This window comes from Enterocloster clostridioformis (assembly GCF_020297485.1).
GTDB classification, from domain to species: Bacteria; Bacillota; Clostridia; order Lachnospirales; family Lachnospiraceae; genus Enterocloster; species Enterocloster clostridioformis.
Genome location: NZ_JAIWZC010000001.1, coordinates 5,191,081 through 5,212,254 on the forward strand (window position 1 = coordinate 5,191,081; position 21,174 = coordinate 5,212,254).

The 21,174-nt window shown below is 45.2% G+C and carries 28 protein-coding genes and 2 pseudogenes; 28 read left to right on the forward strand and 2 right to left on the reverse strand.

Translation table 11 applies throughout. The features are described from left to right. Positions 1-115 precede the first annotated feature (115 nt). Together LA360_RS26030 and LA360_RS26035 are read left to right on the forward strand one after the other, a co-directional pair. Complete coding sequence (locus LA360_RS26030; protein ID WP_225537719.1) at positions 116-733, forward strand: transposase; 618 nt, start codon at positions 116-118, stop codon at positions 731-733. A gap of 50 nt (positions 734-783) precedes the next feature. Further along, positions 784-996, forward strand: coding sequence for a hypothetical protein (locus LA360_RS26035; RefSeq protein ID WP_112482360.1), 213 nt, complete (start codon positions 784-786; stop codon positions 994-996). Between the two features lie 119 nt (positions 997-1,115). Here the strand turns inward: LA360_RS26035 and LA360_RS26040 are convergent, their stop codons facing one another. Both LA360_RS26040 and LA360_RS26045 read right to left on the reverse strand, forming a co-directional pair. Then, a complete protein-coding gene (locus LA360_RS26040; RefSeq protein ID WP_057572888.1) occupies positions 1,116-2,570 on the reverse strand; it encodes an RNA-binding domain-containing protein in 1,455 nt (484 codons plus the stop codon). 312 nt (positions 2,571-2,882) lie between these two features. Then, a complete protein-coding gene (locus LA360_RS26045) occupies positions 2,883-3,506 on the reverse strand; it encodes an ImmA/IrrE family metallo-endopeptidase (RefSeq protein ID WP_146774953.1) in 624 nt (207 codons plus the stop codon). A 106-nt stretch (positions 3,507-3,612) separates the two neighbouring features. On the opposite strand from LA360_RS26045, the gene LA360_RS30130 reads away from it, so the two are divergent. From LA360_RS30130 to LA360_RS26170, 26 genes and pseudogenes are all read left to right on the forward strand, one after another. Continuing rightward, positions 3,613-4,689 carry a helix-turn-helix domain-containing protein gene (locus LA360_RS30130; RefSeq protein WP_112482364.1) on the forward strand — a complete coding sequence of 359 codons (1,077 nt, stop codon included), beginning with the start codon at positions 3,613-3,615 and terminating at the stop codon, positions 4,687-4,689. Further along, positions 4,686-4,874 (forward strand): hypothetical protein, encoded by a 189-nt coding sequence (locus LA360_RS26055; RefSeq protein WP_057572892.1) that lies wholly within the window; start codon positions 4,686-4,688, stop codon positions 4,872-4,874. Before LA360_RS30130 ends, LA360_RS26055 begins: the two co-directional genes overlap by 4 nt. Before the next feature lie 1,194 nt (positions 4,875-6,068). Further along, positions 6,069-6,416, forward strand: a complete 348-nt coding sequence (locus LA360_RS26060) for a helix-turn-helix domain-containing protein (RefSeq protein ID WP_057572893.1) — start codon at positions 6,069-6,071, stop codon at positions 6,414-6,416. Between the two features lie 440 nt (positions 6,417-6,856). Next, positions 6,857-7,645 carry a sigma-70 family RNA polymerase sigma factor gene (locus tag LA360_RS26065; RefSeq protein WP_160116351.1) on the forward strand — a complete coding sequence of 263 codons (789 nt, stop codon included), beginning with the start codon at positions 6,857-6,859 and terminating at the stop codon, positions 7,643-7,645. 80 nt (positions 7,646-7,725) lie between these two features. After that, positions 7,726-8,301: a DUF7768 domain-containing protein gene (locus LA360_RS26070; protein WP_057572895.1), complete on the forward strand. Its 576-nt coding sequence runs from the start codon at positions 7,726-7,728 to the stop codon at positions 8,299-8,301. After that, the gene (locus tag LA360_RS26075; RefSeq protein WP_112482368.1) at positions 8,285-8,788 is read left to right on the forward strand and encodes a hypothetical protein; all 504 of its coding nucleotides are present in this window, start codon (positions 8,285-8,287) and stop codon (positions 8,786-8,788) included. Before LA360_RS26070 ends, LA360_RS26075 begins: the two co-directional genes overlap by 17 nt. Before the next feature lie 79 nt (positions 8,789-8,867). Next, positions 8,868-9,632, forward strand: coding sequence for a head-tail connector protein (locus LA360_RS30135; RefSeq protein ID WP_318653996.1), 765 nt, complete (start codon positions 8,868-8,870; stop codon positions 9,630-9,632). A gap of 1 nt (position 9,633) precedes the next feature. Beyond that, entirely contained in the window at positions 9,634-9,972 is a 339-nt protein-coding gene (locus LA360_RS26085; RefSeq protein WP_057573039.1) for a phage head closure protein, read from the forward strand. Next, positions 9,972-10,352 (forward strand): HK97 gp10 family phage protein, encoded by a 381-nt coding sequence (locus LA360_RS26090; protein ID WP_330411301.1) that lies wholly within the window; start codon positions 9,972-9,974, stop codon positions 10,350-10,352. Before LA360_RS26085 ends, LA360_RS26090 begins: the two co-directional genes overlap by 1 nt. Before the next feature lie 4 nt (positions 10,353-10,356). Beyond that, on the forward strand, positions 10,357-10,686 hold the full coding sequence (locus tag LA360_RS26095; RefSeq protein ID WP_057573037.1) for a hypothetical protein: 330 nt from the start codon (positions 10,357-10,359) through the stop codon (positions 10,684-10,686). A 68-nt stretch (positions 10,687-10,754) separates the two neighbouring features. After that, complete coding sequence (locus LA360_RS26100; RefSeq protein WP_112482372.1) at positions 10,755-10,940, forward strand: hypothetical protein; 186 nt, start codon at positions 10,755-10,757, stop codon at positions 10,938-10,940. Positions 10,941-11,245: 305 nt separating this feature from the next. Then, the gene (locus LA360_RS26105; protein ID WP_112482374.1) at positions 11,246-11,878 is read left to right on the forward strand and encodes a hypothetical protein; all 633 of its coding nucleotides are present in this window, start codon (positions 11,246-11,248) and stop codon (positions 11,876-11,878) included. Then, the gene (locus LA360_RS26110) at positions 11,875-12,696 is read left to right on the forward strand and encodes a hypothetical protein (RefSeq protein ID WP_112482376.1); all 822 of its coding nucleotides are present in this window, start codon (positions 11,875-11,877) and stop codon (positions 12,694-12,696) included. The genes LA360_RS26105 and LA360_RS26110 overlap by 4 nt, the downstream gene beginning before the upstream one ends. After that, a complete protein-coding gene (locus LA360_RS26115) occupies positions 12,669-12,947 on the forward strand; it encodes a hypothetical protein (protein WP_225537708.1) in 279 nt (92 codons plus the stop codon). Before LA360_RS26110 ends, LA360_RS26115 begins: the two co-directional genes overlap by 28 nt. A 288-nt stretch (positions 12,948-13,235) precedes the next feature. Continuing rightward, positions 13,236-13,679, forward strand: a complete 444-nt coding sequence (locus LA360_RS26120; RefSeq protein ID WP_112482380.1) for a hypothetical protein — start codon at positions 13,236-13,238, stop codon at positions 13,677-13,679. A gap of 130 nt (positions 13,680-13,809) precedes the next feature. After that, positions 13,810-14,160 (forward strand): helix-turn-helix domain-containing protein, encoded by a 351-nt coding sequence (locus tag LA360_RS26125; RefSeq protein WP_057573091.1) that lies wholly within the window; start codon positions 13,810-13,812, stop codon positions 14,158-14,160. Continuing rightward, positions 14,153-15,031, forward strand: a complete 879-nt coding sequence (locus tag LA360_RS26130; protein WP_112482382.1) for an ImmA/IrrE family metallo-endopeptidase — start codon at positions 14,153-14,155, stop codon at positions 15,029-15,031. Before LA360_RS26125 ends, LA360_RS26130 begins: the two co-directional genes overlap by 8 nt. Beyond that, positions 15,021-15,719 carry a hypothetical protein gene (locus LA360_RS26135; RefSeq protein WP_112482384.1) on the forward strand — a complete coding sequence of 233 codons (699 nt, stop codon included), beginning with the start codon at positions 15,021-15,023 and terminating at the stop codon, positions 15,717-15,719. Before LA360_RS26130 ends, LA360_RS26135 begins: the two co-directional genes overlap by 11 nt. 403 nt (positions 15,720-16,122) lie before the next feature. Next, positions 16,123-16,902: pseudogene (locus tag LA360_RS26140) on the forward strand (UDP binding domain-containing protein); the annotation flags it as partial. 41 nt (positions 16,903-16,943) lie between these two features. Further along, complete coding sequence (locus tag LA360_RS29855) at positions 16,944-17,186, forward strand: DUF4422 domain-containing protein (protein ID WP_242997708.1); 243 nt, start codon at positions 16,944-16,946, stop codon at positions 17,184-17,186. Positions 17,187-17,196: 10 nt separating this feature from the next. Further along, positions 17,197-17,346, forward strand: coding sequence for a DUF4422 domain-containing protein (locus LA360_RS31645; protein WP_242997717.1), 150 nt, complete (start codon positions 17,197-17,199; stop codon positions 17,344-17,346). A gap of 227 nt (positions 17,347-17,573) precedes the next feature. Then, positions 17,574-18,068, forward strand: a complete 495-nt coding sequence (locus LA360_RS26150) for a helix-turn-helix domain-containing protein (protein ID WP_112481404.1) — start codon at positions 17,574-17,576, stop codon at positions 18,066-18,068. 137 nt (positions 18,069-18,205) lie between these two features. Next, positions 18,206-18,823 carry a transposase gene (locus LA360_RS26155; RefSeq protein WP_225537719.1) on the forward strand — a complete coding sequence of 206 codons (618 nt, stop codon included), beginning with the start codon at positions 18,206-18,208 and terminating at the stop codon, positions 18,821-18,823. Positions 18,824-18,857: 34 nt separating this feature from the next. Next, positions 18,858-19,196, forward strand: a pseudogene (locus tag LA360_RS26160) (DUF4422 domain-containing protein); the annotation flags it as partial. 25 nt (positions 19,197-19,221) lie between these two features. Then, a complete protein-coding gene (locus LA360_RS26165) occupies positions 19,222-20,040 on the forward strand; it encodes a UDP-galactopyranose mutase (RefSeq protein ID WP_225537709.1) in 819 nt (272 codons plus the stop codon). Between the two features lie 31 nt (positions 20,041-20,071). Further along, positions 20,072-21,148: a glycosyltransferase gene (locus LA360_RS26170; protein ID WP_225537710.1), complete on the forward strand. Its 1,077-nt coding sequence runs from the start codon at positions 20,072-20,074 to the stop codon at positions 21,146-21,148. Positions 21,149-21,174 lie beyond the last annotated feature (26 nt).

Genomic DNA, 21,174 nt, shown 5'->3' on the forward strand with positions numbered 1-21,174 from the left:
TTACTGGCTTCATTCTTCGGAAAAGACGGAAGCCCCGGAATCTTTTGCGCGGAAAGTAAACGAAATCTGCGGCCTGTACCAGAGTGCCCAGGAACAAAGCCGGGAAGGTGCACACATTGTTTCCACGGATGAAATGACCGGGGTACAAGCGCTGGAACATAAATATCCTGACAAGCTCCCATTACCCGGCCAGTGCGCCAAAATGGAGTTTGAGTATATCCGCCATGGCACGACCAGCCTCATCGGGTTCTTTGATGTTGCAACGGGCCGTATGGAAATGCCGTATTTAAACTCCACACGCACAGAAGAGGATTTTGTGGAAGCCGTGAAAGCATTGGTAGGGACAGACCCGCAAGCCCCATGGACATTTATATGCGATGGCCTAAACACCCATAAATCGGAAGCCCTTGTCCGCTTTGTGGCAGAAGCCTGTGCCCTTGGCGTGGAACTGGGCAAAAAAGGGAAAACAGGGATCCTTAAAAGTATGGAAAGCCGAGCGGATTTCCTGCATGACCCTTCCCACCGGATCCGCTTTGTCTATACTCCGAAACACAGTTCCTGGATGAACCAGATTGAGATATGGTTTGGCATCATTAACCGGAAGCTGCTGAAGCGGAAAAGCTACCTATCAATAGAAGAACTGGAAGCAAGCATCCTGCGCTTTATTGAACAATACAATCTTACAGCACACCCATTTAAGTGGACATATGCCGGGATACCATTAGTAATTTAATCACTGATATTTAAGCAATGCTGTACTAGTCATACACAGAGTTTAATTCTGTGGAGACGCCGGAGTTTAAAGCAATCGTGAATCCGCTGGATGAGAAGCTTCGGTCGATAGTGGATACGGATGGGAAAACTGAGGCGGAAGTGGACGAGGAAGCGGATGCCTATATGAACATCGTATTTCACTTGTGCTGTGAGTACGAGCGCCAGAGCTATATTGAAGGCATAAAGGTCGGGGCGAGATTGATGATGGAGCTGTGGGAATGATATTGAAGGGTGCTGAGATAGAATTGCTGGGACTGTGAGAAAATGCGGAAACCCCTCTGTGGAAAAGCCAGGATTGATGGCTCTCCTGCAGAGGGGGATTTTTATGCTTGTGTGATCACTCACGCTTTAATATATTTTTGAAGCCTGCTGTTTGGCTTGTCTGGAATTGTCATTTTGAGCTTTCCAGACTCCAAGAGCGGAATAAGATATTTTTTGGTAAAATATGTGAGGTTCTTATAGCCTAAATAAGAACAAATTTCTTTTTTACTGCGGGCTACTTGGCAATAATTAAGAATCTTTGTTTCGATATCTTGGTCAGCGACTTGGTCAGTGACTAAGTCGACTTGGTCACTTGTGACTAAGTTCTGTGGTGGCGGTCCGACAGTAACAGTCGAGTTCGCTTCGCTTAGAGGAATCACAGTACGGAATATATCACCTTCTACAAATTGCGGTTTTCCGCCAGAGTAGAGCTGGGTATATTTGTATGTGTTCCTCATGCCGGAGCCGAGTTCATCAGCCAGGCCAATTTCACGGAAAACCTTTGAAATAGCTGGATTCTTGGGAAACGGCGCAAAAGTGGCTAATTCTAAGTTGCCAAATCCATGTGAGAGGTTTGCGTTTTCGGTGTAAATCTGTTCTTTTTCGATGACAATTTTGGCAACATAGGCATTCGAAAAATCTCTGTGGGCCAACAGATTCGAGATTATTTCACGAAGGATTTTATCCCTGGCGCTGACGCTGATGATGCCGTCCAAAACAAAATTGTCGTTTAGATGCAGTCGGCCAAATTCCAACAGTCTGTCATAGCTTTCCAGCAGATTGGTGGTAATAACATCTCTGTCATCGTAGCGGTCCATGTTGAACATCCGATAGATGGCATCCGTCTTATGGTGAGCTAGGACAGAGAAAATCAAATCGTCAGGACCGAATAAGAGGATAGATGCGAGGGTAATCCCTTCTTTGCCAGTGCTGCTGTCCCGGAGGATTAGTCCGGCATTGCGGAGCATCTCTTCATCTGTCATGGCTCGCCAGGGATGATCCTGTCTGCGGCTTTTGGTCATTTCTCTGGCCCTGTCCATAAGGTCATGCCGCAGGTCGTTGACTGTAAAAACAGGGTAGACCCGATTTACAAAGTAGGAACTTTGCTTTCGGGAATAAAGCCTGTAAACGGATTCCTGATTGTCCGTAATATCAATATCCGATTCATGGTTGCGGTCATAGATTCGCCCGTTGCATCGGCATACATTGGGATTGACAGGAACGCGAATATATAGAATAAGCTTCCCGTCATGCTCATAATCTATCGGGGTAAGATAGAGGGGCGGGTACATTTTGTTTTCGTTATTGATGCAAGTGACAAAATTTTTCTTGATCTGGTCGATACAGTCAGGCTGGATACCAAGAATTGTCCCGTTATCCTTGACTCCGAGAAATATATGACCGCCATCTCTGTTTGAAAAGGAGCAAACTGTATCGTACACATCTTTGGTTATATCTGTAGTGGATTTTTTGAACTCCACTTCTGTATTTTCACCATTTTGAATCAGGATTAAAAGTTCTTTTGGCAGTTGCATGGGTAGTTCACCTTCCTTCTGAATATGTGGGCGATTCCCACACTCGTATTGTAACCGCTGTGGAGAGCTATATCAAGGAGTTTCCGAAATTTTATTTTCTTCAGCAAGCTCTCTCTGTATCTGTCGATATTCTGCCATCTCCGTTTCATTTGCCGGCCGGACGGCTGGATCGGCTCCGCATACAGTTTTTCCGCAGTCCGGGTAGCGGTCGGGCAGTGTGGCAGCAGGAAATATATAGTGGCAGGCACGGCAGTAGTATAAAGTTTCTATAACATTCATCTCCTCATCTCTGCCATAGACTGGCATGAACTTCTATTTCTTAAGATAATCATTTCTTAGTTCCGGGCTGACTGGAAGCTCAAAGCCTTTTTCAAGCAGGGCCTTATATTTGAATTCAATCAGCACGGGATCAACGCCCTGTTCATGGGCAATGTCGTCGGTGGTGCAGAAATCATCGTGCAAAGTCTGAAATTCCCACACCGTATGTTGCCGGATATCATCTTCCGGGCAGTCTGGATGCTGTTTCCGTTCTTTCTCCAATAATTCCTTAAAATCATAATACCCGATGGACTCCAGGACAGCTTGAACGGTTATCATCAGTTCGGCTGAAAAAAGGTTAGCGCGCCGTTCCTGTCTGGCTGAGGAAAGGCTGTAGAACCATGTGTCCTGCAAAGGGCCGTTCGTCCTGGCTTCCTCGCGGTCAAAAAAATCATGCCCCAGCTCATGCCCAGCCGCCATAAGCTGTTCGACCTCAGTTGCGTATTCACTCAGCCGTATGAAGCGGCGGTTATTTACAACTGCGTAAAAGCCGAGTGTGTCAACCAGCCGGGGGGTTGTCTTAAAGTTGATCGCCCGCTGTTCGATGATATCGAAGGGATTGCGGGTTCCATATATTCTTGCGGCGTAGGCCGCCATCCGTAGTGCAAACTGGCTCAAATTGAGTCTCCCTTCTCCTGGTGAGGCATATCTTTCCTAAGATTCTGTCAGAATCCCACCTGTGGGCAAGATGGAGCGGTAAAGTTTGGGATAAAAAAATGATTCAGTGGGTGAAGAAATCTTTGAAGAGTGTAAGGCAAAAGACGACCATAGGGTTTTTGTCTCATCATTTACATTTGGATTGAGAAAGAATGTGAGAGGATATCTTCCAGTAAAAACAGAGGTATTTATAAGGAGAATCCCTTTTTACTATTACCGTGCGGATAGGGGATATTCGTTTAGAAGTTGGATAGCCGATCTTATTCGTGACACGGAAGAATATGAGGAGGAGCTGGAAAAGATATATCAAGTATTGGAGTACCTGTATTATGAAGGTGGGGTTTCTATTGATGAAATAATGTCATATATCAAAATACAATTATATGGAAAAGAAGAGGAAAGTGAGAAGCAGCATGATATTGAAACCGCTATTTCAAAAAGTTTACTGTACGCTTCTTCATGGATTACAGAAGAAAAACTTTTGTATGATTGGGCAGAGTATATCAAGATATGTAAAAAAATAGGCTGGAACGATTATTTCCCGGAAAGGTTCATTACAAAATATAATGAGGCCTTGGAAATGGCAGGATTATCCCCGATTATATATGGTTTCCATTCAAAATCGTGGCTTCTCCATCTGGACAGAGAAAGAAATAAAATTTCGTGCATGGGGAATTTCCCATGTGACGGGCTTGGAAGGCCGATAATGAAATGGATTGGTATAAGAACTGAAAAAGTAGAAGGAGTGTCCTGTACCTGTGTAAATTCACGCTATGGAGAGTTGATAATTCAAATTAATCCGGAAAGTATGATTTATGTTTTGAATTATGTAGATGGGAATGGCGAATTGGCGGAACCGGGTGAAGCAGGGACAGTTATATCTTGGGAACAGCAATATGCGGGACCTTTGAATATGGTGTTTGATAATGAAGCACTAAAGGAGGCACGGAAGGCTTTTAAGATGACACAAAAAGAGCTTGCAGATGCTATAGGGACATCTGTTAGGACCTATCAGAAGTGGGAAAATGGTGATACAAAGCCGGATTGTCAATCTCTTTTAAGATTGATGAACTGGTTAGAAATAGAAGATGTGCAATACTTGATTGCTTATAAAAGTTATCCGGCAGAGGAGGAAAAGGGATGAGAAGTGGAGTGCTAGGCAAGGACATCAGGCTTTCGGGTAAAAATAAGGAACAGGACGCATGGAAATTATACACGGCGACTATGAAGATATTGGATCAAGGTTGTGATGTGGAAGTAAAGAAAACAAAAGACCATATAAAAGTCAGCCGGGTTACCAGGCAAACAGAGACAGAAATGATGTTCTAATCAATAAAATATCGTGCCGTTAATGAAGTGGCATTAACGAAGGACCAAGCGGGGTCAGTAAGTATGGAGTGATTACTCTATTACTTTCTGATCCTGCTTTTTTATTTCGGAAATATGGTGGCAGATCGGAAAGAGGATTTGTTGGGAGCAAAAATAGTCGAGTTTGGAGAAAAGAAAAGCGGGAAGATTTTGGAATAGCTTCAAATCTGACATATTATATACGAAAGAGTAAAACGTGGATAGATGTGATTGGGTTTTACGCGACTCTTAAGCATGAGCGATTTGTAATTTATCGAAGTCCACACGGGAATCGACAGCATTAGAGGTCAGATATTGAAAAAATACAGGAAAAGGAGAGACGAAAAGAAGAATATAAGTGTGAGGAAATAAGTGAATGAAGAAATTAAATGGAGAAATAGGTAGCGTGGAAACCTATGTGAAATCGCAAAAAAAATTTAGGAAAAAGTGACGGGTATAGTTTGACTGTGAATATAGTAGAAATATAGGGAGGTCAATCATATTCTGTCGATGGTAAAGGAGAAGGTGGATCTTACAAATATTATTCATAGAAAAGCCAATACGAACTGGTGGCTGTGATTTACAATCCAAATAGCGAGAAAAAATGTGGACAAGTAAGGAAAAAACTTCCATATGTTACTTTACACGAAGGGACGATAGGGGTATAATCTAAAATAACTCATCATTCGACACTGATGAGGGACGATTATATTTTGTTGTGAATATTTATTTAAAATATTTATTTAAAATATTTATTTCCAAAAGATAAGTAAAACATGTCAGGAAAGGAGTGACAATAAAGATCGCATTATAGGCGATTGCTAAGGGCTGAAATAAATAGGCGATAGCACGTAGACATAGTTATTTGGATTGTACATTTTAATTTAGAATTACTAGAAGACAGGAAAATACTACATAGTTTGTGTCGAATTCTATATTGTTACATTCAAAATACGTGGTCGAAGTGCGCTTGTTTATGGAATTGAGCCATAAAAAATTGAAAAAATCTTCCGGATATTAACATACTGAAGTAAAAATAAATGTATGCCGGAGCAGTAAATGATAACGCACAGAGACTTTTCCATGAAAGTGGAAATCTGTAACGTAGGTCATTGACTGCTCCGGCTTTTTTTGATTTTCGGGGTGCAGATTCGAAGGAGAAAGGGGGGTGTTGGTATGGTCGATATCCACAGTGATGAATACATATTGGGGCAAAATATAAGAAAATATCGAAAACAGAAAGGCTGGTCGCAAAAGGATCTCAGTGACGCTGTGGATATGGACCGTGCCAACATTTCTGGAATAGAAAACGGCGAAAGAGGTGTGATGAGTTGTGTAACGCTAAGGAAATTTGCTCAAGCGTTAGGCGTGACAATGGATGCCTTAATGGAAGAAAACGAGATATCTTTTGATGAAATAATCTCAATTCAAGAAAAATATAAGATGCTCAATCCTTTACACAAGGCAATGGTAGAGGAAACAATAGATGCATATCTGGTTAAAGAAAATAGAGTTTCAATCTGAGGGACCGTACAGTTTTTAAACAAGCTGTATGGTCTTTTTTGATTTAGGGCTGCTTTGAGTGAAAATGTATCAAATTTGACCCATTTATGTGTCAAGCTTGAAATCTGCAAAATCATCCTGTTTTGTTATCATATAGACAGTTCAAGGGACAGGCCCTACAGAATGTATCTGGCAGCGTTGCCCTGAACAAATAAAATATCGTAAGCCCGATTCTAGAGAAGGCGAAGGATACCATAGCGGAGTTCACAGAACAGCGAATTATTTGCTGGCTGTGGAGGCGCTTATATGGGATTACTCTGACTATCTCTGGAACCGGGCTTTCTCTGTTTTATTGCCCTGTCCACAGCGATGTGTGGAATTCCCCACAGATGTTTGCTCCTATTGTGACAGACCTGCTCCGGTATCCTTCCCTCCCAGAGTCCGAGGGAAAGGACAGAACAATGATGAAGAACATGATGGGTATGGAAATTGGAGCAATGGCAATCAATGGCGGGATTGGCGTGATGGAGATCCGTCAGCCGACAGTGGAACTGCCCAGCGCAGATGACGTGGTAAAAATGGTGGCACAGGCTGCCGCAGATTTGGCGGGAGAGATTGCAGAAAATGCGCACATCACTCTTCGGGAACTGAAAAGGAAGGTGGCTGCGGTTACAGAGAAGAAGCTGCCGTCATTCAAGCAGCTTATGGAACAGAACCCTGTGGCGGTAGCAAAGAGTATCGTGAACGGTGCGACGCTGACTGCCTATGAGAACGGATATGCCGTGTATGAGATGGACGGCGCGCATACGGTCATGGCTGTGGATCGGTGTGGCGATTACCGGTACGACTTCAGCGACGGTACATACCATGTGGTTCCCGCAGAGGTATTTGAAGAGGCGGAATGGAGTCTTCGCCTGGTCATGGAAGGAGAACGGCGGATGGAGCACAACCGGAGCAAGCGTGCATCAAATAATGAGTGCGTGTCTCTGGAATGTGATGGCTCGGACTGGTCGGACGCTGTTATGGTGGATTTCCTGCTGGAGGATAACGCGGAGATGCTGGCGGATAAGGAACTGCATCGCCTATATGCTGCGATGGGGAAGCTGACAGAGCGCCAGTTGGAGATTGTGCAGCTGTACTTCTATAAGGGGCTGACTCAGCAGGAGATTGCGGAGGAGTTGGGGATTGCGCGTAGATCGGTAGGTAACTGTATCGATGGTGCTTTGAAAAAAATTAAAAAGAATTTCTGAAAAAATACCTCCCAAACAGCTCAAAATGGTGTGCTTTATGAGAGGGTTACTTCTCAACAACAGGAAGGAGGGCAAGAGCCATGAATGCAGTAAACAAGGCTCCCATGGTTGCAACAGAGACCGAAGCTGAAGCACAGGTCACACAGGAGGCACGCCCACCCGGCAACAGATCAGAGGAGTCTACATCAACCGGGACAGCAAAGAAAATCTTTGTCTGTTCCCCATACCGGCCAATGTCTGAGACGGAGGAAAGCCGGAAAACAGAGCTGGAGGCAAATCTGCATCGGGCCAGAACAGCCTGCCGTATCCTCTCCACCCTTGGTTTCATGCCGTTAGCGCCGCATCTGTATTTCACCACATTCCTGAATGATGGAGACAAGAAAGAACGTGCAGACGGCATCCGGTTCGGGATGCGGTGGCTGGAGGAGGCCGATGAGGTCTGGGTGTTCGGCGGCACGATTTCAGAGGGGATGGCGGCGGAGATTGCAAAGGCGAAGGAACTGGGTAAGACGGTACGCAGCTTGCCGGAACCTGGGCGTATGGTGGAACTGCTGCTGAAGATGATTACAGAGAACTATCATGTGCCGAAAAACAAGAAAACGGAAGGGCAGCATAAAGCTGCGGAAAGTGAGGACAACGATGGAAATGAAGAATGAGAAGAACGGTATTCTGGAGGAACTGCTCAAGGAGATGCAGGAGGCTGGGATTATCCGGGCAGTTGCCTGTGGCACAGGCGGGAACTGTGCGGCGGCACAGGAGGCAGAGAAAGCGCCGGAAGCCGGCCATGAGGCGGATAAGTCCCAGATGGAGAATCAGGCGGACAAACAGAAGCAGGAAGTTCTGGACAAGCACAGCGTTCCGGCGGTTACGCTGAACATCAAGAACCTGCACATCCACATGGACGAGCGCATGACATCGTACAATTACGGTTTCGGTCAGGAAACCTCCCATGCCGCTGTACCTGACGGCGGAGAGCATGGCTTAGAGCTTCCCGAGGACGATTCCGATGATATTGATTTCGAGGCTATGTCGGAAGCTATCCGTAAGGAAACCGGGCTGTGCGAGACAGTTATCCTGACAGTGCTTCTGGCACAGATGCACTACCTGGATACGGTGTTTGGGGAAGAGGAGGGCAAGGCATGATGGATGAGCAGATGAACGTGCTGGGCGCGCCAAAGAAGATTGTAGATGGGCTGGTTGAGGTTTTTAAGGCTTCGCCCGGATGTTTGAAGGAGTATCGGAGCAGTTGGAACTGCTGGCGGAGGATGCAGTGGAGACATTGGAGGACAAGCCTGCATTCCCGGCAAAGGAACTGCTTCCCGCAAAAGTATCCGGGAAGAAAGGCGCGGCAGTTACCCGCCCCCGGAAGAACCCGGAAAAGAAGAACCGTAAAGGTGATACGGCTCCGGTGGCTGATGATGCAGCTCCCGCAGATGCTGATACGGCAGAGGATACCGTGAAGTACACAAAAACCGCAGCAGAGGAAACTCCTCCTGACAGTACAGACAGTAATCTTCAGGCAGATACAGAGGATGGACTGCCGTGGGAGGAAGATACCGGCCAGAAGGAAGCGGCTGCACTAACTGCTGATAATCAATTAAAATCGGCTCCCACAGACCAGTCAGCTACAACGATCCCATTGTATGAAGCAAAGAATTATCTCCGTGTGGATTCCAGTGATGAGGACGCCCTGGTCGGCGTCCTTTTATTGTCTGCGGAGCAGCTGTGCGTGGATGTGGCGAGGCTGAGTAACGAACAGTGGAAAGTTATCGACGCTCTGGCCTGTGATGGGGAGGGCAGCATCCTCCCCACGGACACAGACCTGTATACGGAGGAGGAACTGTCGCAGGTCAGGAGCATCATGCGTGTGGCAATCCTGTACGCATTTGGTTATCTGTATGAGCACCGGGAGGAAGCGGACCACCACGCGCTTCTTCTGACGCTTCGCAGCCTCCTTTTTGCCGTGCGGGAAGGGGTGAACTTCTGATATGGAGAGGGAGATTGCCCGCTTCAACGAACGGCTGGCTATTCAGAAAAACAGCGTGTCTGTCGATAAGGTGGGGAACCATGTGAACCGCTGGGAGGATTATTATTCCTGCTACTGTTATGCTGGGACTTACCAGTATGACGCTGAACGGGAGAGCGCCGTAACCACGCAGGAGCAGAGCATCAAGTTTGAAGTGCGCTATTGCAGTGAACTGAAGAATCTGGATTCGACACACTACCGTGTGGTTTTCCATGGGAGCGTTTACGATATCCAGTCCGTAGACATGATGAACTACCAGAAACGCACCATCCGCATTATCTGCAAACTGGAGGAGGGGTGATGATGGCAAAAAGCTGCAGTATTGACGAGCTTGCCGATGTGATCAACGAGGGCTTACAGGAGTACGCCACACTGACGGCAACCGGCGTAAAGAAAGCGGTCCGTAAATCCGCAAAAACGGTGAAGGAACAGATTTCCGCCAATGCGCCGGTGAAGTCCGGACGGTATGCCAAAAGCTGGGTGGCGAAGACCACGGAGGAGAACAGCCAGAAGTTAGTGCAGACGGTGTGTTCCCCGACAAGATATATGCTGGCGCACCTGCTGGAAAAAGGCCGCGCCAAGCGGAGCGGCGGCCGTGTGGCTGGTAAGCCCCATATCGCCCCGGCGGAGGCAGCCGGTATCGAGCTGCTGACCAGCCTGATCGAAAAGGAATTGAGGTGAGGAGATGACGCACGATGATGTGCTGGCACTGATGGAGGCAATTAAGGCCGCTACTGGCTGCCCCTACGCCTACCACCATTTTGCCGAGGGGGAATCCCCGGACCCGCCGTTCCTCTGCTTTTTGTACCCGGATGAGGCGGAGTTCGGCGCGGACAATACCGTCTACCATGCTTTCAACCATCTGGATATTGAGGTGTATACCGACCTCAAAGCCCCGGAACTGGAACAGAAAGTGGAGGCGGTGTTATCCGATTATGAACTTTTCTACCATAAATCCGAAGTATGGATCGAGGAAGAGAAGATGTACGAGGTTTTGTATGAACTGACCGTCTGAGAGGACGGTTTTATTTTGAAGAAGCGGCAGAGGCCACGGGAGATACGGAGGAAAATAGCCGCATCCATGTGGAAAAGTGTACGGAGTGGCAGCGGCTCTTTACAAAAGACCGTTTTGCGCTGGCGGTATTCTACGATGCACTGGCTGTCTATGCGGCACCGGCCAATGGCGGCATGAAGATCAACGGCGTGGATTACGGGAACGTGGCGGTGGTGGCAAACCGTGCGGAGGGCTATGGCAGATACCTAGTATAACTCGATTTTAATAAGTTTACATTATTATCCTGAAAACCAAGGGAAACGTGCGCCCAAAGCACGGACACGTAAGCCAAGAAATCAGATTACTACCAATGCTTAAATTGTAAGCTTATTTAAATCGAGTTATACTAGGCCAGAACCTGTTCCTGGAATACGGACAGATCACCCTGGACACGGCAGCAAAGACCATCCAGGTCACGCAGAAGATCCTGGCAACCTCCAACACGCACCAGTACTTCTGGCTGGAGGCCAATGAGGAGCCAGCGCCACTCCTGGAGTCGCCGGAACTGGAAGCCGGCCATATGCTGATCCTGGGCTATGACCGTGGTGCAGATACGCTCAATCTCTATAATACAAAGGCGTTCCAGGCGCTGGGGGTGAACGGCTCCTATATCGCCGCATGGTACCAGAACCAGCTGTGGTATCCGCATATGAACCCCAGCCTGTCATTTGTTGTGGACGGCACTGAGTATAAGGCGGGCCAGCTGTTCGCGTCGGAGCAGAAAAACAATTATATCGAAAAACGCTACCAGGCGAAGTTTACGGAGCTGGACAATAAATTCAGCCGTTTAGTCACTAATACTGTGTACCTTGCCAGCGGCGCTTTCACGATTGACCAGGAAGCTGGTAAGTTGCAGATCACAAAAAGGACGCTGGGCGCACCGGAGAATTTTCATTATTTCTGGCTAGAAGCACAGAAAGCGCCTGTGGCGATGGCAGACAATACGCCGTTGGCTCCCGGCGGCTCCAATTACCCCATGCGTATCCTCGCCATGGACAGGAGGGATTCCTCCAGCTTACCGCCAGCCCAGATGGAGATGCCTTGGGCGATATCGTTTCGCCGTCCCATTGGGACTGTATGGAGGGACGTCAGTTCTCCATGTTTTTCGATTGCCTATCCAGATATGAAGGTAGGGAGAACTTGTACCGTGTGACGAACAGCAAGGGCCTGACGAGGAATGAATACTGCCTGAATTACACACCGGCTGCTGACGATACGGATTTCAAAGTCAATGTGATCCGGCTGGATGGGGAAACGATGGCAGCCGCAGAGAGCAAACCTGTCACAGTACGTGTGCATCATCCGCTGCCGAAGAAGCTGGTGAAAAATATCTGCATCTGCGGCGATTCCCTGGTGGACTGCAACAAGGTGGCGACGGAGGTTTACCGGCTGCTGGCAGAGGACGGAGACTGTGAGGTCAACCAGCTCGGTACCAGGGGTTCGGCAGACGGCAGGCATGAGGGGCGCGGCAGCTGGAGATGGAAGGATTACCTGCAGGGCGAGGATTATGCGGGGAAGAACAACGCCTTCTGGGATGTGGAGAAGGGGCGGTTGGATTTCCAGAAATACTGCGCCACCAATGGGTATGACGGCATCGGTTTATGCGGCCCCGGTGCGGATTATTCGTATCTTGTGAACAGCAGCATGGGCATCTTCCGCAAGAGCATGAGCACACTGAACCTTGCGCTCATTAAGGCGTTTGACGAAGGCGCATACAAAGAGAATGCGACCTGCTTTGCGCATGGGCTGCGGACGGACCGCAGGCTGGCATTCCCTTATACAGATAAAGCTGTGACAGACCGGTATGAGGAAACCAGCCGGACGCTGACCAACAGCATCCATCCCAGCACCAGAGGGTATCAGGCATGGGCAGCCGGCTATTATTGCCAGATTCGGGCATCTACATCGCTTTTATCAAAAATGCTGTGGTCAAAGGCGACGAGGTGGAATACACAACAAACTTTGGTGTGAAGCTGATAAGCAGCGGCAACGGCCGGACGCTGGGAAGTTTCCTGGGCTTCCGAAGGGCGAACCCGGACGGCACTGTGGAATTCCTGGACGAGAACTGGAAGGTCAGCGGCAGGGGCGTGTGCTATACGAGGAAGGAAATCAAGACTGGGGTGAAGGAGAAGAGTGTGAGTAAGGTGAGCATGGAACCTGACGAGAAACGGAAGAAGGCGCAGGAGCTTATTCGGCAGGTCAGGGAGGGAAGCGTAAAATAGAAGAACAGTGTGCCCCACTGGGCCGGTGCATTGGAATGTAGAAATGACAATCTGATGAGCCTGCATGGTGGGGCGCTTTTTGTGTCTTCTGATAGCTTTTTGCTGTCTTTATGGGATTTCCACAAAGGGGCGCTGCCTGTTTTTAGTGGTTCCGTAGAATAATCTGGAGTGGCATTGATTCCGGTTGCTATGTGCGGTTTTTTCGTATATCTTGTGGTGCTAAAGAACCTGACAAGTTGAATTTAAAGAGTTTGATGGTTCTGAAAAAAATAGCAGGAGGAGATGCACATGAGCGCACAGGAGAGATTAAGGAATATCGATGTTTTGAGTTATGAGCTGGAAACAGATGAGATGATTACAGCCCAGCTGGTGAAAACTTATCTGAGTGGCTTGCCCGAAGAAAATGCTTTGGAGATCATGCGAGGTGTGATGAAGGGGTCTGTGATTCATCTGGCGGCAGAAGAGGCAGAGGATGAGGGACAGCAGGATACAGAAGAATCCCGGCTCGTTGAAGGCAAACAGCTGGCGGCACTGATCGATACAGCGGTGGCAAGCATACACAGATGCTTGGAGGAGCATATGTTCTCTGCAAATACGGAAGAAGCGAAGGAAGCGCGGGCTATGGCCATTCGGGCGGTTGGTAGTATCAGAGGGAAGCTGACTGTGGAAAATATATCGCCGGAGCTGCTGATATTCTTGACGGACTGCTATAGGGCACTGAGGAACCAATGAGATAATGTGAATAAAAAGTTAATTTCAGTATCTTATTTTGGGAAAACGACTTTTCTGTTGACTTTTTCTGATATTTTAGGTATCATTAACGGACAGAGAGGCATACTATGTTTCGAGAGGAGGCTTATCAATGAAACATTTATCTCAAGAATTGCTTGCTGAAGTTGTAAAAAGACAACGCAATAGCAAAAGTTTGACACAGGAACAGGTGAGCGAAAAAACGGGAATTAATAGAGCTATGATTGGCCGAATTGAGAGAAAGGAATACATTCCATCTATCCCTCAGTTGGAAAGTCTGGCTACGACATTGGATTTTGATATCGACGGTTTATTCGTTGATGAAATGAAGCCGACTGTTTATACAGCATTTCGCGGTTCTCACCTGACAGAACAAGAACAAGATGGGGTGAATCATTTATTTGAAATGATGCTGGCAGTTAAGAAGCAGATCGTGTTAAGAAGGGCGTTGCATCATGAGTAAAGAGATTGAGCTTACTGCGCTGCAGATTGAGAATGTTCGAAAAAAAGCGGATGAAACCAGAAAGCTTTTTGGTATTTTTGGCGATGTTCCCATCGCTAATGATATTTTTATGCTTTTGGAAAAGAATAATATTATTCTTTGTGAATATCCCTTTGAGGCATCTGAAGGTTCGCATACCGACGCTACCCTTACCCGCTTTGAAACAAGAGATGAACCCATTGTGTTTATTGGATTAAACACATCCCTGTATTATGACCAACAGATATTTGCCCTTGCACATGAGCTATATCATTTTAAGACGAAAACAGGCAAATCATATACAGAAGAAGAAAATGAAGATCCATTGCTGGAAAAACAGGCTGACAGATTTGCAGCAGAGTTATTGTTGCCAAGTGGGACTTTACATTCACGTGTAGTTTCTGAGTTTAAATCGGAAATGATTAATGAGGCGCTTTATTTGCGGACATTAAGATTTATTGCAAAATTACAGTGTGAATGGTGGTTGCCATATCATGCGATAGTCAATCGTCTATACGAAGAGAAATACATCAATAAGTCTTTTTATGAGCATTTATACGCGATGAATGATCGGGATGACAAAAGTGTCTATTGTCGGATATTTAAAACACTTGATCCGGAGAAATATGCTTTGTTAAATAGCAGGACTCTTCGAAAAGGAGTGTCAAATGCTGCGCTTGAAACAATTCTGTTGAACTATGAGGATGGGGAAGTTCCAGATGAAGAATTAGTTGAACTTCTTATGTTGTTTGGAAAGTCACCTGAAGATTTAGGATATGAATTGACAGTATCGCCGGATGATCTGGACGATTTAAATGATCTGTTTGAAGGCGGTGAGCAGGATGAATGTTAATACAAAAGATATCAATCCTGCATTAGCCAGTCTTTTTAAGGATTGTGAGCAGGTGGTGTTCCTTGATGCAAATTTATTTATAGTTCCGGATAGGAGTAAAATTGGTGCGAGGCCGATTGCATTTCAAAAATATCAGGAGTATTGGCTTGAACCACTTTTTGATGCTTTTCCGAATCTGGCAGTACATGAATCAGTTTATGCGGAATTAGTCGAAGGAGCAGTAAAAGCTTTTGCTGATGAAAAGAAAGAAGAAGTTCCTACAAAGTTAAGAGTTTTTAAAGACTCGGAGCTAACTGGTTGTGAGAAAAATCTTTTTGAAATGCAGATTCACAAAATGGCACCTTTTTCTGGATATATTCCAGAGCGGGATAATGCAAAAGATAGAGGAGAAATTCATTCCCTTGCGTATATGGCTGTCAAAAGGTACTTATATTTTGCAGCTAACGATAACCTGCCAATGCAATTGATTTGTAAAGCCGAAGAGCTGGAAACTGGTTTGGATAACATGAGTCTGCTTCAGTCTTATGAGATACTATATTATCTTTACAAGACAGGAAGGTATGATAACAAAGGGCTTAGAATGTTGTATAAGTATCAGTATTATTTAACCAGCCGAGAGAAAAAGCAGAACCCTGACTGGGGCAATTTCATTACTGCTATGGATGATTTGTATGGAAAAATAGAATAAACGGTAAAGTTGGCCCCGGTGGTTATTTTCCAATTTCACTACGACTTGTGAAGCAGGAGAGTGACCATCGGGGCTTCTTTTTTGCCTGTTTCTACCACAGTCTTTTTAAATACGGATGATATTATCATTCACATTTTTACAACGAAAATAATGAGAACATCATCCGCATTTTTATAACGAAATTCCCCCGAATGAACATTTTAGGATATGTTCCCATTACGACCGCTGATTTTTACATCGGCGGTCTTTTCTTTTTGCGCTCAGAAAATCATATCCAGACCGCAATATGCTCATAGTCAGCTCATGACCTACCAGAATGTAGCTACATACCGCTATATCCAAGTAGGTTATGAGCTTTTTATGTGTTGATTAGCCTATTATTACACGAAATTGAGGGAAGGCAAATTTGTGGCCATCACGGATAATCGTAGGTACGGATGTGGAGAATGCTCGTCTGGCGAAAGCGGCACACACTTTCGCTGAGCTCCTGCAGGAAGGTGCAATTAAAGAGAATATTGATACACTGTTTATGGGATTTACTGAGGCAGAGGCTGTGAAGCTGTTTGCCAATACATATCTGGCATTAAGAGTAAGTTATTTCAATGAGCTGGACACCTACGCAGAGATGAAAGGTCTGAACACACAGCAGATTATCAACGGCGTTTGCCTTGATCCTCGTATTGGTACTCATTACAATAACCCATCCTTTGGTTACGGCGGATACTGTCTGCCGAAAGATACCAAGCAGCTGCTGGCAAACTATGCTGACGTGCCGGAAAATCTCATAGAAGCAATTGTGGAAAGCAATCGGACGAGAAAAGATTTCATCGCTGACCGGGTACTGGAGATCGCTGGTGGATACAGCACAAACGATGGCTGGGATGAAAATAAGGAAAATGAGATTGTAGTTGGCGTATATCGCCTGACTATGAAGAGTAATTCAGATAATTTCCGGCAGAGCAGCATCCAGGGCGTTATGAAGCGAATAAAGGCAAAGGGCGCTACTGTAGTGATTTACGAGCCGACACTGAAGGATGGAGAGAGGTTCTTTGGGTCAGTCGTAGTTAATGATCTGGAGAAGTTCAAGGGAATGAGTCAGGCGATTATCGCTAATCGGTATGATAAGTGCTTGGATGACGTGAAAGAGAAAGTGTATACGCGCGACATTTTCCGGCGTGATTAGGAATCCCTATCTTAAATTAATTGGCGGATGGAGGAAGTAATATGTATGAGAGAATAAAAATTATTGTTTGTGCCCATAAGAAATGTAATATGCCGAAAGATCCAATGTATCTACCGCTCCATGTAGGTGCTGCTGGAAAGAAGAATAAGGATGGGAGTCCATTAGATTTTGGTTATGTAAGAGACGATATAGGAGATAATATTTCTGATCGGAATTGTAACTTTGGGACACAGACCGGATTATATTGGGCATGGAAAAACCTTGATGCTGATTACAAGGGATGAAATCGAGCCGATGCTTGATAAATATAAAGTTTTCGTCCCTAAGAAGAGGCGATACTATATAGAATCCCTGTATTCCCACTATGCACATACCCATGATGAAACACATTTTCAAATAGTTGAGAAAATTATTAGCAGTGATTGTCCTGAATACCTAGTATAACTCGATTTAAATAAGCTTACAATTTAAGCATTGGTAGTAATCTGATTTCTTGGCTTACGTGTCCGTGCTTTGGGCGCACGTTTCCCTTGGTTTTCAGGATAATAATGTAAACTTATTAAAATCGAGTTATACTAGTACAGCATTGCCAAAATAATAATGAATAGACGTTGCTTTTTTATTGTAGTCGGTGCATAATAATTCTATCACTAAAGAATGGATGTGTTATTATGCGAAGGAAAACAATTGATACTATCCCGGTTTTATCTGATGCCATGAAAAACATATTATCTGCTTTTTCAAAAAGCCGCTCCCTTCCGTCAGGACTGGTCAAAAGAGCCAGCATTGTCCTGCTTGCGTCACAGGGGGAACTCAACCAGAATATTGCACCACAGGTCGGGCTTCATTATAATAATGTTGCCACCTGGCGCAGTCGGTTCCTCGCGGCGCTCCCAGCCTTGCGGAGGATTGAAATGGACGACCCGAAAAAGCTTGAAGATGAGATACGGGCAGTCCTGTCCGATAAAAAACGCCCCGGTGCCCCGTCTGTTTTTACGCCGGACCAGATCATGCGGATCATCGACCTTGCCTGCAGCAACCCAAATGATTTTGGGTACGAAGTAAGCCAGTGGAGTCTCCCGCTGTTAGTGGCAGAAATTAAAAAGCAGGGGATCGCTGAACAGATTTCTGAGAAATCTGTCAGCCGTTTTTTAAAAATGAGGTAGATTTACATCCCCACAAAATCCGTTACTGGCTTCATTCTTCGGAAAAGACGGAAGCCCCGGAATCTTTTGCGCGGAAAGTAAACGAAATCTGCGGCCTGTACCAGAGTGCCCAGGAACAAAGCCGGGAAGGTGCACACATTGTTTCCACGGATGAAATGACCGGGGTACAAGCGCTGGAACATAAATATCCTGACAAGCTCCCATTACCCGGCCAGTGCGCCAAAATGGAGTTTGAGTATATCCGCCATGGCACGACCAGCCTCATCGGGTTCTTTGATGTTGCAACGGGCCGTATGGAAATGCCGTATTTAAACTCCACACGCACAGAAGAGGATTTTGTGGAAGCCGTGAAAGCATTGGTAGGGACAGACCCGCAAGCCCCATGGACATTTATATGCGATGGCCTAAACACCCATAAATCGGAAGCCCTTGTCCGCTTTGTGGCAGAAGCCTGTGCCCTTGGCGTGGAGCTGGGCAAAAAAGGGAAAACAGGGATCCTTAAAAGTATGGAAAGCCGAGCGGATTTCCTGCATGACCCTTCCCACCGGATCCGCTTTGTCTATACTCCGAAACACAGTTCCTGGATGAACCAGATTGAGATATGGTTTGGCATCATTAACCGGAAGCTGCTGAAGCGGAAAAGCTACCTATCAATAGAAGAACTGGAAGCAAGCATCCTGCGCTTTATTGAACAATACAATCTTACAGCACACCCATTTAAGTGGACATATGCCGGGATACCATTAGTAATTTAATCACTGATATTTAAGCAATGCTGTACTAGATGCCTTTAAAAAGGTGATGAAAAGAAAATGGGGATATATGTTCAATATGATGATCCTGGAGAGAAATATGATGGATGATTATTGTTCATGGCTTTTCAATATTCTTTTTCAGGTAGTTGAACGTATAGATAAGTCCAATTTGTCAGCTTTTGATAGCCGTTTCTGTGGAAGGATAAGCGAAATTTTGTTTGATGTTTGGCTGGAATACAAATTACAGACTGGAGAAATCAGCAAATCAGAGGTGAAGGAACTTCCATATATGGAAGATGTTAATTGGGCTTTTAAAGTAAAGGTTTTTCTTTCGGCAAAATTTCTCCACAAGAAATATGGAGTAAGTTCATAATTGATTACATAAGGAGAGCAGAATTATGAAGTTTAAATACGTTGTAGTAGGAGCTGGTCTTGCGGGAATTACGATAGCTGAGAGGATTGCCACGCAGCTCCATGAAAAAGTGTTAATTATTGAAAAAAGACCGCAGATAGGTGGCAATGTTTATGATGAATATAACGACGCAGGTATCCTCATTCAAAAATATGGGCCACACACATTTCACACAAACGACAAAGAAGTGTTTGACTATGTGTGCCAATATTGTGACTGGCATGAATATCAGCACCGCGTTATGTCATATGTTAATGGTAATTTCGTACCGATGCCGATTTCTTTGGAAACCATCAATCAGCTCTACAATATGAACCTTTCTGAAGATGGGATGGACGCATTCATTGAAAGTCGGAAGATTAAGATTGATGAGATTAAAACCAGCGAAGATGTGGTGTTGAGTCAGGGAGGGCAGGATATTTATGAGAAGTTCTTTAAGTACTTCACAATCAAACAATGGGGTGTATCTCCTGCTGAATTAGAAAGTATCAAGTTCATTTTTGAAACACATGATTGTGAGTCCTATCAGCCTGTCGCCAGCACCCGTTGGCCGATGGACTATGATTATACCCGGATTACGGAGTTCAAAAAGCTCACTGACCAAAAGAACGATAAGACTACTATCCTCAAGGAAATCCCTTGCGATGGGGAAGAACCGTTCTATACCTTTCCTACAGCAGAATGGAAAGCTCTTGCGCAGCAGTATAGGGATTTAGCAACGCAGGAAGAGAATGTGATTTTCCTAGTAGGAGATTGGCAGAGTACAAGTACTATGACATGGATGATGTTATTCGGCGTTCATTAGATGTGTTTTCAGAGATTGCTAAGGTGAATTAATGAGAAACAAGAAGAAAAAAATTGGCCTGATCGGATATCTGGGTTATGCAACGTCAACTCCAATTATCGGGGGTCAGATGAGCAAAACGAGAGGCATCATCAAGCAACTTGAGCAGGAGTATCCAGGCCAGATCATGAGTGTAGACACTTCTAATTGGAAAAAGGAGGTGTTTTCACTGATTTTGCAGTGTTTTGAAGTCGCCAACCAGTGTGATGTTGTAATTGTTATGCCGAATAAGAATGGTATTAAGTTTGTTTTGCCTTTCTTTGCACTTTTAAAGGGTATCAAACGATATAAAATGGCGTATCCAATTGTTGGAGGTTGGCTGACGGGATTGCTGAAAAAGCATAGATATCTGGCTTGGGCCTTTAAAAAAGTTAATTATCTCTTGCCGGAAACTAAGCAGTTGATGGAAGAACTTAAGAAGTTTACAGATGCGCCCATAGATGTTATGTCTATTTTCTCAACAAGGAAACCGTTGAAATTAGAAAGTCTAGATTTTGATGCGCAGATACCGTTCAAGTTCTGTACATTCTCCAGAGTGACTCCAACAAAAGGTATTGACGATGCAATAGAGGCAATTGCAAATGTCAATCAAAGCGTAGACGGTCTTCTATGCAAATTAGATGTTTGGGGACCTATAGAAGAAAAGTACTCTGATCATTACAAAAAGATTTTTGAAAAGAATAAGGAGTTTGCTACATATAAGGGTTTAATAACCAGTGATGAAGGCCTCGAAAAACTTTCAGAATACTACATGATGCTATTTCCGACTTATTATCCGGGCGAAGGGTTCCCTACAGCAATTTGCGAGAGCTTTATGGCAGGTTTGCCTGTTATAGCATCAGACTGGCGTTTCAATAATGAACTTGTAGAGAATAAAGAAACAAGCTTTCTGATTCCTGTTCATGATGTCGACGGGATTGCGAGATGCATTGATTACGCCATTAATCATCGAGAAGATATCAACAAGATGAAAACAAAGTGTTTAATGATTAGTGAACAATTTAAGCCTGTTGAGGTTATGAGAAATTTGGATTTCTGGATAAGGAAGGAACATAATTTTGGCAAGTGAAGCTGATTTATGTCGAACTGTAAAAT